8 protein-coding genes are annotated in these 11,879 nt (G+C 61.6%); 1 reads left to right on the top strand and 7 read right to left on the bottom strand.

The annotated features are described in order from the left end of the window. Window positions 1–7 precede the first annotated feature (7 nt). Window positions 8–139, top strand: coding sequence for an IS3 family transposase (locus tag H8S62_RS18725; protein WP_423788670.1), 132 nt, complete (start codon window positions 8–10; stop codon window positions 137–139). 181 nt (window positions 140–320) lie between these two features. On the opposite strand, the gene ychF is transcribed toward H8S62_RS18725, so the two are convergent. From ychF to nifJ, 7 genes are all read right to left on the bottom strand, one after another. After that, window positions 321–1,415 (bottom strand): redox-regulated ATPase YchF, encoded by a 1,095-nt coding sequence (ychF, locus tag H8S62_RS14235; protein WP_155148283.1) that lies wholly within the window; start codon window positions 1,413–1,415, stop codon window positions 321–323. A 329-nt stretch (window positions 1,416–1,744) separates the two neighbouring features. Further along, window positions 1,745–2,449, bottom strand: a complete 705-nt coding sequence (locus H8S62_RS14230; protein WP_155148285.1) for a GDSL-type esterase/lipase family protein — start codon at window positions 2,447–2,449, stop codon at window positions 1,745–1,747. Between the two features lie 125 nt (window positions 2,450–2,574). Beyond that, entirely contained in the window at window positions 2,575–3,921 is a 1,347-nt protein-coding gene (gene mgtE / locus H8S62_RS14225) for a magnesium transporter (protein ID WP_186919935.1), read from the bottom strand. A gap of 322 nt (window positions 3,922–4,243) precedes the next feature. Continuing rightward, window positions 4,244–5,557, bottom strand: a complete 1,314-nt coding sequence (locus H8S62_RS14220; protein ID WP_173023850.1) for a cation:proton antiporter — start codon at window positions 5,555–5,557, stop codon at window positions 4,244–4,246. Between the two features lie 147 nt (window positions 5,558–5,704). Continuing rightward, window positions 5,705–6,094 (bottom strand): DUF5655 domain-containing protein, encoded by a 390-nt coding sequence (locus H8S62_RS14215; RefSeq protein WP_186919934.1) that lies wholly within the window; start codon window positions 6,092–6,094, stop codon window positions 5,705–5,707. After that, window positions 6,091–7,458, bottom strand: coding sequence for an MATE family efflux transporter (locus H8S62_RS14210; protein WP_186919932.1), 1,368 nt, complete (start codon window positions 7,456–7,458; stop codon window positions 6,091–6,093). The genes H8S62_RS14215 and H8S62_RS14210 overlap by 4 nt, the downstream gene beginning before the upstream one ends. A gap of 490 nt (window positions 7,459–7,948) precedes the next feature. Beyond that, window positions 7,949–11,617 carry a pyruvate:ferredoxin (flavodoxin) oxidoreductase gene (nifJ, locus tag H8S62_RS14205; protein WP_186919930.1) on the bottom strand — a complete coding sequence of 1,223 codons (3,669 nt, stop codon included), beginning with the start codon at window positions 11,615–11,617 and terminating at the stop codon, window positions 7,949–7,951. Window positions 11,618–11,879: the final 262 nt, after the last annotated feature.

The following is an 11,879-nucleotide window of genomic DNA, read 5'->3' as shown; positions in this document are numbered from 1 at the left end:
CGAGTGTATTTACAGGCATAAGCCGGACACCTTTGAAGAGGCCAACCATGCGATTGCCGAGTTTATTCACTTTTATAACTATGAGCGTATCCAAATAAAAACGGGAGAGGCGCCGCTTGCGCGCCACCTCTCCTCATAATCTGCTTTGCCTACTCACGGGCCGCTTTTTTGTGCTGTCTGAATAACTTGGGGCTGTTCACTGACGGACGCCGGGCGCTTTCCTTTATGCAATACAAGCCGGGTAAACTAAGGCAGCGCCGGGGCGAAACAATCTCCTCTGCGCCAAGATTGTCGCACGAGTTTCCAAAATAAAGGTATCCCTATACGTTAAACCGGAACAGTACGATGTCCCCGTCCTTCATCACGTACTCCTTGCCCTCGGAGCGAACCAGCCCTTTCTCCTTGGCTGCGTTCATGGACCCGCAGGTCTTCAGGTCCTCAAACGCCACCACCTCCGCGCGGATAAAGCCCCGCTCGAAGTCAGTGTGAATCTTACCCGCGGCCTGAGGGGCCTTGGTGCCGTTCTTGATGGTCCATGCCCGGCACTCGTCTTCGCCGCTGGTGAGGAAGGAGATGAGGCCCAGCAGGGCGTAGCTGGCCTTGATAAGCCGGTCCAGGCCGGACTCGGTGATGCCCAGATCCTGCAGGAACTCCTGCTTGTCCTCAGCGGGCAGCTCGGCGATCTCCGCCTCCAGCTTGGCGCAGACGGGGATGACCTGGGCGCCCTCCCGGGCGGCCAGCTCTTCCACCTGCTTGTAGTAGGCCACGCTGTGGTAATCGGCAAAACCGTCCTCGTCCAGGTTGGCGGCGTAGATGATGGGCTTGAGGGACAGGAGCTCGGCACTGGCAATGATGGCCGCGTCGTCTTCGTCGCAGTCGAAGGAGCGGGCGGAATTGCCGTCGTTAAGCCAGTCCCGGAGGCTGGCGAACACCTCGGCCTCCCGGGCGGCCTTTTTGTCGCCGCTCTTTAAGAGCTTCTGGGCCTTCTCCGCCCGGCGCTCCACCATCTCCAGGTCGGCCATGATGAGTTCCAGGTCGATGATGCCAATATCCCGCAGCGGATCGGTAGAGCCCTCCACGTGGATGACGTTCTCGTCGTCAAAGCAGCGCACCACATGGACGATGGCGGCGGTCTCCCGGATGTTGGCCAGGAACTTGTTGCCCAGTCCCTCCCCTTTGGAGGCCCCCTTCACCAGTCCCGCGATGTCCACGAACTCAATGACGGCCGGGGTGGTCTTCTTTGGCTTGTAGAAGTCGCTGAGCCAGCTGAGCCGGACGTCGGGCACAGCCACCACGCCCACATTGGGGTCGATGGTGCAGAAGGGGTAGTTTGCAGACTCCGCCCCGGCGTTGGTAATCGCGTTGAACAGGGTGCTCTTGCCCACGTTGGGCAGGCCCACGATGCCAAGTTTCATATATTTTTACATCTCCTTATTTTTCAAGGGGTTTGCGGAGTGCCCGCACTGGCCTGTACGCCATTTTGCACCGTTGGCACAACCCGGTACGCCCCGGCAGTTTCACATATCTCAAAGGACGGCTGAAGTCTTTGCCCCTCCGCCCCTCTCCCGGCGCGGAGGGACAGCAATGCAGTATTTGATATTTTACCACAATGGCATTTATTTCTCAAGAGCGGTACATACAAAACGCCCATGCCGAGCTGACGCCTCGCCGCAGGCGCGCCCTCAGCGCAGACTAAGGCTTTTACCTGCTGCCCCCATTGCGCAAGCCCGCCCATTTAGGGATGTCAATGGAGCAGCCCCTCGATGGCATCCGCATGTGCCCGGGCGATCAGCCGGTGTCCGTAAACCGTTGGATGGGGATTGCGCAGAAGATAGAGCCCAGGCGAGTAGAGATTGGCTACCCGTCCCATCTCACCGTGGGCGAAGCGGTCGAACAGCGCATGGATATCAGCAATCTCATAGCGCCCCCGGCACTGCGACTCGATGACGCCGTTGATGCGGCTGAGATAACGCTCCGTCAGCTCCCGCATCCCCCGATCCGCGCCGTAGCCGCCGCCGAGGTACCGGCTGTGGTTATAGGGATTATAAACCGTCATGACGACCAGGGTGCAGCCTGGGTTCAGGGTCCGCAGCCGCTCGATAATTTTGTCCCAGTCGGAGCAGAAAACACCCACGCCGGCCTCCGCTTGGGGGACGCGCACACTGGTAAACCCCGGAATGGAGGCTGCGCGCATCACGTTGTTGCCGCCGATGGAAACGGTGATAAGGTCGGCGCGCCGCACCCAGCTCTGAAACCAGGGCTGTCCCAGGCGATAGAGCAGCTCGCGGGAAGTATCGCCGTCCCGGGCCAGGCTCACCATCCGCGTCCTGCGGCCCCGCCGTTTCAGCATATGGTACAGATACTCTGTATAGCTGGTCACCCTCGCGAAGTTGTGCAGTGTGCCGGTGGCGATTGAATCCCCCAGCGCCAAATACATGATGTCCCTCACCGCGCCATACCTTCCTTGCTTTCAATGGTCCATACTATGAGGGACCACCCCGGTATGGTTCGCAGCCAGCCCGAACATCCGCCTGCCCAGGTGACGGCCGGCCGGGCCCTGCGGAGAGCGCACAGTTAGATCGGCAGCAGCGCACAGGCGATTTTGAAGTACACCACCAGGGAGATGGCGTCCACGATGGTGGTGATAAGCGGGGCGGCCATAATGGCCGGGTCCGCGTGGACCAGCTTGGCGGCCATGGGCAGAATACCGCCGATGGTCTTGGCCAGCAGCACCGTGACAAAGAGGGCCAGCGCCACGGTGAGCGCCGTCATCTCATTGCCGGGGTACATGAGGATGAGCCGCACATAGTTGACGGCAGAGAGCGCCGCGCCCACCATCAGGCTCACCCGCAGCTCCTTCCAGAGCACCTTGAAAAAGTCCCTGGGGCCGATCTCACCCACCGCCATGCCGCGGATGATGAGGGTGCTGCTCTGACTGCCCGCGTTGCCGCCGGTGTCGGTGAGCATGGGGATGAATGTCACCAGCAGTGGCATGGCGGCGAAGGCTGCCTCATACCGGCCCAGTATTCCGCCGGTGATCATGCCAGAGATCATCAGCACCAGCAGCCACACAATTCGGTGCTTGGCCAGGGAGAATGCGCTGGTTTTGAGGTAGGGCTTCTCCGACGGGGCGATGGCCGCCATCTTCTCGAAGTCCTCCGTGGCCTCCTCCTCCATGACGTCCATCACGTCGTCCACGGTGACGATGCCCACCAGCCGGTTCTCCCGGTCCACCACGGGCATGGTAATGAAGTCGTACTTCATCATCCGCGCCACGGCCTCCTCTCGGTCCTCGGTGGTCTCTGCGGTGATGAGGTCGGTCTCCATCAAATCCGCCACGATCTCCTCGTCCCCGGCCAGCAGCAGCTCCTTCACCGTCAGAACCCCCTCCAGACGGCGGGAGGCGTCGGTGACGTAGCAGGTGTAGATGCTCTCGGACTCCTCGCCCGTCCGGCGGATGTGCTTGATGGCGGCCTCCACCGTCATGGACTTCTTCAGATCCATAAACTCGGCGGTCATGATGCTCCCCACCGAGTTCTCCGGGTAATTCAAAAACTGGTTGATGAGCTTGCGGGTGTCCGGATGAGCGTTTTTAAGCACCCGCCTCACCACATTGGCGGGCAATTCCTCCAGCATGTCCACCGCATCGTCCACAAAGAGGTCCTCCACGATGGCGGACAGCTCCCGGTCCGTGACCGACATGATGATGACCTGCTGGGTCTCGGGCGGCAGATTGGAGAATACCTCCGCCGCCAGCTCCTTTGGCAGGGTACGGAAGGCCACTGTGGCCTTCTCCTCGGGCAGCGCCTCGATAAACTCGGCGATGTCCACCTCGTTCTCCTCCGCCAGCGCGGTGCGCAGGGCGCGGTAGTCCCTGCGCTCCGTTAGTTCACGCAGCGCCTCAAACTGGTTTTTTTCCATTGGATATTCCTCCTGTCGCATTCATGGCAGCAAGGAAGTCACCAAACGGGCAAACCGCGGCAGGGCCTCCGGACGCAAAGTCCGGCGGCCCTCCGCGGTGATCGCCATCTGCGGGGTATGACCCCGATTATATCAGAGGAAATATCAGGCCGGTCATCTCAGCCCGGTCCCGCAAATGGGTATCACTGCTCGTTTTCGTACTTCGGCCGCTTATGTCCACCTGATGTTCCTCCTTTTTCAGTCAAGTCCGGCGGAACTAAAATCGCTCCGCCTTTTATCAGCATAGCACGTTTCCCACATAAGGGCAAGCCATTCTATGCCCTTACACCCACTCGTGCTTCACCCGGTCGCCGTACTGGCGCTCCCATTCGGCCTCCAGTACGCTCTCGGCCACAATGTCCATCTGCTCCACGGCCTCGTAGGAGTCCACCAGTGCGCTGCCCTCCAGTCCGCTGTAGGCGTCCTCGCCCCGGAAGGAGAGCTTGAGGAGGATGGGCGTGAATACCGCGCAGCACACCACCATGATAATCACCGGCCCGAAGAAAGCGGCGGGCATCAGTCCCATGGCCATGCCCTTGTTGGCCACGATGAGGGCCACCTCGCCCCGGCAGGCCATGCCGCAGCCCACCTGGACGCACTGCATCCCCTGGAAGCCGGAGAACCGGGCGCCGATCCCGCAGCCCACCAGCTTGGAGAGGAGGGCCACCGCCACCAGCAGCACCGCGAAGAGCACGATCTGCAGGCCCATCGGCGGCAGCACCACCTTCAGACCGATATTGGCAAAAAAGATGGGGGTGAGGAGCAGGTAGGAGAGGGGCGCGAATTTGCTCTCCACATACTTGGCCTTTGGGGTCAGGGTGATGATAAGCCCCGCGGAGAAGGCGCCGATGATATCCGCCACACCGAAGAACTCCTCGGCGCAGTAGCTCATCAGCAGGCACAGCACAAAGGCCGCCACCGGCCAGCGGCGCAGGTCCTGGTTGCCCTTTTTGGTGGTGTACCAGTTAAAGAATTTGACGAAGGCGAAGCCCACCGCCGCCGCAAAGACGAAGAAGAGGACAATCTTCACCAGCACCAGGCCGATGTTCACATTGTCGCCCCCCAGGCTGGTGACGACGGTCAGGCAGATGAGGCCCAGCACATCGTCGATGAGGGCGGCGGCCAGGATGGTGTTGCCCACCCTGGTGGAGAGCTTGCCCAGCTCCTTCAGGGTCTCCACGGAGATGGAAACCGAGGTGGCCGTGAGGATGACTCCGATAAAGATATTCTGAAGCAGGGGGCTTCCGGGGTGGGCGAACTCCCCCCGGTTGAAGAAAAAGGCCAGCAGCGCGCCCATGGCCAGGGGGATCAGGACGCCGCAAAGGGCCACCAGGAAGCCGGACTTGCCGGAGTGCTTCAGCTCCTGGATGTCGGTCCCCATTCCGGCGGAGAACATGATGACGATGACCCCCATCTCGGACAGCTGGGTCAGAAGCTCGCCGCCCTCAATGACGCCCAGCAGGGCGGGCCCCAGAATGAGACCGGCCAGCAGCGCACCCACCACCTGGGGCAGCTGGAACTTGCGGGTGAGCATCCCCAGGAGCTTGGTGGCCAGCAGGATGATCGCGATGTCGAGCAGATACTTGTAGGACATAATTTATCTCCCTTCCCGCCGCGTAACTTGCGCCGGTTCCCGTTGTTCACACGGGAACCGGCGCAAACCACGCGGCAATTTTTCAACCTTGACATTATACGTCCGGTTTCTCTCAAAAACAATTAGAGAGCGGCACAAAAAAGCCGCTCTCTAACGCCTTCTTTTTTTAAGTTTGGCAAAGATATAGCCACATTCCAGCCAATTTTTCACAGTTTCGTCGATATCCCCCGGCTCTGCCAAAACCACATGGTGGGTCCAGCGGTCCGGATAGGGGTTGGCGGCCGCCGCGATACGCGGGTGCTCCTCCCGATGGTCCAGGCCGAAGGACAGCAGCAGACAATCCTCCGCCCGGCCCTGGCGCACCAGGCTCCGGGGCGGGTTGGAGAGAAATGCGAATTTAAATGGATTTCCCCAGGAGATCTGGGTCTTGGCCACTGACAGCTCACAGTCTCCCAGCTCTGAGATCACGCGTTCCATGGCCTCAAACAGGGCGGTGCGCCCAGGGTTTCCACCCAAAAATTCCAGGACCTGCGCCGTCATACCGCCTCACCCTCCGGCAGCTTCTCCACCACCGAGCCGCCCTTCCAGCGGCCCAGCTTCAGGTAGACCAATTGTATCACAATCTGAAGGGCGGAGGCAAGGGGGGCCGCCAGGCCGATGTGGAAGAGGGTCGCGCCGGGGAGGCTGCTCACGAAGAGGGTCACGGGCACCCGTACGGCAAAGGTGGACACCAGGGAGTTGACCATGGTGAAGCCTGTCCGTCCGCAGCCGCCGAAGAAGCCGTTGAGGCAAAAGACGAAGCAGACCAGAATTACGTCGAAGCTGAATGCGCGCAGGTAGAGCGCCCCCGCCTCCATCACCGCGCTGTCCTGCCGGATAATGCCGATGGCCTCTCTGGGGAAGAGCTGAATCAGGGTAAACATCACCGCCCCGAAGACCAGAGAGAAGGCGATGCCCCAGCGCAGCGTCTGCTTGGCCCGGTCGTCCTGGCCCGCGCCGATGTTTTGGGCCGTCATGGCCGAAATGGAGGAGAAAAAGGAGATGGGCCCCATCATGCAGAAGTCGCTGATCCGGCCCGAGGCGCCCACCGCCGCCGACTCCGCCAGGCCCATGTTGTTGACGGTGGAGCCGATGATGAGGAAGGAGAGACTCACCAGCACGTTTTGAATCGCCACCGGCGTACCGATTTTCACCAGGGTCCCCAGCTTCTTGCCGTCGATGCGGAAGCTCTCCCGCCGGAAATCAAAGGGGAAGTCCTTTTTTCGCAGCACAAAGACCGACAGCAGCAGGGAGAGGCCCTGGGCAGCCACGGTGGCGATGGCCGCGCCCGCCGCGCCCATCTGAAGCGGCCCCACCAGGATGAGGTCGCCGATGATATTGGCGATGCAGGCGATTAAGACAAATATCATGGGGTTCTTGGAGTCTCCAAGCCCACGCAGGATGCCGCTGACCATGTTGTACCCCGTGATGAAGAGAACGCCGCAACCGCAGATGAAAATATACTGCCGCGCCTGGGGCACCGCCGCAGCCGGCACCCGCATCAGGTCCACGAAGAGGTTGGTGCACAGGGTCACCAGCGCGGTCATGGCGACGGCCAGGATGGTGAAAAAGGTGAACATGGTGCCGATGGTGGCGGACACGTCCTCCCGCCGCCTGGCCCCCCAGTACTGACCGATGATCACCGTGCCGCCCGAGGCCAGTCCCATGATGAGCCCCGTCACCGCCATCATAATCTGGCTCCCGGTGGAGACCGCCGACACGCCCGCCGTGTCGGCGAACCGTCCGACGATAATCAGATCCGCCGCGCCGTAGAGAAATTGCAGCAGGCTGGCGGCCAGAAAGGGCAGGGTAAATCGGAGCAGGGTCGACTTAATGTCGCCCTGGGTGAGTCCTTTTTGATTCATGGCGGCCTCCTCAGTGCAGGTATACTTGGTTCCAGGTTAAAGAATACCACAGCTGAGGCCATGGGTATAGGAAAAAGCGGATATTTACGGGCAGAAGCGTCTCAACGCGGGCACTCCCCCATAAGGCCTGAGCCCCCCTCGGTCTGTCATCACCCCGCCGGGAAGCCCGCATATACAAAAACGGGTCCCGGACATGTGTCCGGGGCCCGTTTTGCGCAATTTTACTTGTAGAGCTCAACCAGCTTGAGCAGGTGCTCGTACCGGGCCTTGGCGGACCGCTCCCCACCCGGCCAGGGCCGTGCGGGGACCCGTTTTATTTGAGCTGCACGGGGCGGGTGAATCGCCCCGGCATCAAGGTTTCCACCCGGCGGCGCCGGGCGGAAACGCTTGTGCGGCGCAGGCGCCGCCCCATCTCCGATGGGGCCCCCTCGTCGTCCGCCCTGACAAGAACGGGCCCCGGACATGTGTCCGGGGCCCGTTTTGCGCAATTTTACTTGTAGAGCTCAACCAGCTTGAGCAGGTGCTCGTACCGGGCCTTGGCGGACTCCTCGTTCTCGACGAAGAGCTCCTTGGCGCGGTCGGGGAAGGAGCGGGTGAGGGAGGAGTAGCGGGCCTCGTTCATCAGGAACTCCTGGTAGCCGCCGGCGGGGGCCTTGGAGTCGAGAATGAAGGGACTCTTGCCCTCGGCCTTCAGAGTGGGATTGAAGCGGAACAGATTCCAGTAGCCGCACTCGACGGCCTTCTTCATCTCGCTCTGGCAATTGGCCATGCCGCCCTTGATGGAGTGCATCTCGCAGGGGGAGTAGCCGATGACGAGGGAGGGGCCGTGATAGGCCTCGGCCTCGCGGATGGCCGCCAGGGTCTGGTTGGGATTGGCGCCCATGGCCACCTGGGCCACATAGACGTAGCCGTAGCTCATGGCAATCTCCGCCAGGGACTTCTTGGGCATCACCTTACCGGCGGCGGCGAACTGCGCCACCTGGCCGATGTTGGAGGACTTGGAGGCCTGCCCGCCGGTGTTGGAATACACCTCGGTGTCGAAGACCATCACGTTGATGTCCTCGCCGGAGGCCAGGACATGGTCCAGACCGCCGAAGCCGATGTCGTAGGCCCAGCCGTCGCCGCCGAAGATCCACACGGACTTCTTGGAGAGGTATTCCTTGTTGGCCAGAATCTCGGCCGCCAGGGTGCAGGCCTCGCAGTCGCAGTGGGCAGCGCCCGCGGCTTTGAGGGACTCGGCGTGGGCCTTCATCTCACCCAGCTTGTCGCCGAAGACGCCGGGGGCGGCGGGGCTGGCCAGGAACGCCAGGCACTCGTCCACGGACATAATGGAGTCCTCAAGGACGGCGACGTACTTCTTGGTGGCCTCGGCGTTGGCAGTGCCGTCCTCCATGGTATCCAGCCACTCCTGAGCGGCGGCCTTCAGCTCGGGCACGGCGTAGTCAACGGCGATAAGGGCGCGGGTCTTGTCAGCCAGGCTCTCGCGGACGGCCTTCTGGCCCAGGTACATACCCAGGCCGTGCTCGGCGTTGTCCTCGAAGAGGGAGTTGGCCCAGGCGGGGCCGTGGCCGCACTTGTCCACGGTGTAGGGGGAGGTAGCGGCGGGGCCGCCCCAGATGGAGGAGCAGCCGGTGGCGTTGGAGATGTACATCCTGTCGCCGCAGACCTGGGTAATGAGACGGCCGTAAGCGGTCTCGGCGCAGCCGGCGCAGGAGCCGGAGAACTCAAGCAGAGGCTGCTTGAACTGACTGCCCTTGACGGTCTTGATATCGGCCACGTCGTCCTTGACGGAGACCTTGGCGACCATGTAATCGAACACGTCCTGCTCGGCGGCCTGGGACTCCTGGGGCACCATGGTCAGGGCCTGCACCGGGCAGACCTTGGCGCAGACGGAGCAGCCCATGCAGTCCAGGGGGCTGACGGCGATGGCAAACTCGTACTTGCCCTTGCCGGCGCCGGCCTTGAAGGGGACCTTCTTGGTCTGGGCGGGGGCATTGGCGGCCTCGGTCTCGTCCAGCGCGTAGGCGCGGATGGTGGCGTGGGGGCAGACATAGGAGCACTGGTTGCACTGGATGCACTTGTTCTCGTCCCAGGTGGGAACGCTGACGGCCACGCCGCGCTTCTCGTAGGCGCTGGCGCCCTGCTCAAAGGTACCGTCCACATGGTCCACGAAAGCGGAGACGGGGAGGCTGTCGCCGTCCATCTTGGAGACGGGCTCCAGGATGTTCTGCACCATCTTCACGGTGCCGGCGCGGCCCTCCAGCTCCACGCTCTTCGCCTCGTCCTCGGCAGTGGCCCAGGAGGCGGGAACGTCGAACTTCTTGAAGGCGGAGACGCCCAGATCAATGGCCTTGTGGTTCATATCCACCACGTCCTGGCCCTTCTTCAGGTAGGAGTGGGTGGCGGCGTCCTTCATGTAGCCGATGGCCTCAGCCTCGGGCATGACCTTCGCCAGCTTGAAGAAAGCGGACTGGAGAATGGTGTTGGTGCGCTTGCCCATGCCGATCTCGGCGGCCAGGTCGATGGCGTTGATGGTGTAGACCTGGATGTTGTGCTCGGCAATATAGCGCTTGGCCACGGCGGGCATGTGGTGATCCAGCTCCTCGTCGGACCACTGGCAGTTGATGAGGAACACGCCGCCGTCCTTCACGTCGCGGACCATGGGGAAGCCCTTGACGATGTAGGAGGGCACGTGGCAGGCCACAAAGTCGGCCTTGTTGATGTAGTAGGGGCTCTTGATGGGCTTGTCGCCGAAGCGCAGGTGGCTGATGGTCACGCCGCCGGTCTTCTTGGAGTCGTACTGGAAGTACGCCTGGACAAACTTATCGGTGTGGTCGCCGATGATCTTGATGGAGTTCTTGTTGGCGCCGACGGTACCGTCGCCGCCCAGGCCCCAGAACTTGCACTCGATGGTGCCCTCGGCCGCGGTGTTGGGGGACTTGTGCTCGGGCAGAGAGGTGCCGGTCACGTCGTCCACGATGCCGATGGTGAACTGGCGCTTGGGCTGGTCCTTCTGGAGCTCCTCATACACGGCGAAGACGCTGCGGGGGGGCGTGTCCTTGGAGCCCAGGCCGTAGCGGCCGCCCACGATGGTGGCCTGACGGCCGGCGTTGGCGAACGCGGTGACCACGTCCAGGTACAGGGGGTCGCCCTGGCTGCCGGGCTCCTTGGTGCGGTCCAGGACGGCGATCTTCTTCGCGGTCTCGGGGATGGCGGCCAGGAGCTTGTCGGCGCAGAAGGGGCGGTACAGGCGGACCTTCACCAGGCCGACCTTCTCACCGTGGGCGTTGAGGTAGTCGATGACCTCCTCGGTCACGTCGTTGATGGAGCCCATGGCGATGATGACGCGGTCGGCGTCGGGAGCGCCATAGTAGTTGAAGGGCTTGTAGTTGGTGCCCAGCTTGGCGTTGACCTTGTCCATGTACTCCTCGACGATGGCGGGGAGGGCGTCGTAGTACTTGTTGCAGGCCTCGCGGTGCTGGAAGAAGATGTCGCCGTTCTCGTGGGAGCCGCGCATCACGGGACGCTCGGGGTTCAGCGCGCGCTTGCGGAACGCCTCGACGGCGTCCATATCCACCATATCGGCCAGATCCTCGTTGTCCCAGATCTGGATCTTCTGGATCTCGTGGGAGGTCCGGAAGCCGTCAAAGAAGTTCACGAAGGGCACGCGGCCTTTGATGGAGGCCAGATGGGCGACGGCGCCCAGGTCCATAACCTCCTGGGGATTGGTCTCGGCCAGCATGGCAAAGCCGGTCTGGCGGCAGGCCATCACGTCGGAGTGGTCGCCGAAGATGTTCAGGGACTGGGTGGCCACGGTACGGGCGGACACGTGGAACACGCAGGGGAGCAGCTCGCCGGCGATCTTGTACATGTTGGGGATCATCAGCAGCAGGCCCTGGGAAGCGGTGTAAGTAGTGGTCAGGGCGCCCGCGTTCAGGGAGCCGTGGACCGTGCCGGCGGCGCCGGCCTCGGACTGCATCTCGATAACCTTCACGGTGTTACCGAAGATGTTCTTGCGGCCCGCGGCGGCCCACTGGTCGACGCTGTCCGCCATGGGGCTGGACGGAGTGATGGGGTAGATGCCCGCCACCTCGGTGAACGCGTACGATACGTGCGCGGCCGCGGTGTTACCGTCCATTGTCTTGAGTTTTCTCGCCATTTTGAACGATTCCTCCTTATGTCAACTTGTGCGAGGTGAAATACCGATTCAGCTATGGTATTTTATCACTAATGGTTCACTTTGTAAATTGAATCTTGCACCATTCGAGGTTTTTTTTAATACTTTTTTCGTTACTCTTGCCTTTAACCCATCATTAAAAAGGTATGAAAGTCAAATAATGGCCTTTCTCTCGTTGAAAAGCAGGCTCTCATGGACTATAATAATAAAATTACAGGTCCGTAATTTGGAAATCGCTTATTCA

The sequence above is a fragment of the Lawsonibacter faecis genome (assembly GCF_014287675.1).
GTDB classification, from domain to species: domain Bacteria; phylum Bacillota; class Clostridia; order Oscillospirales; family Oscillospiraceae; genus Pseudoflavonifractor; species Pseudoflavonifractor faecis.
Note: the sequence above shows the minus strand (reverse complement) of the source record. Positions and strands in the feature narration are given on the sequence as shown.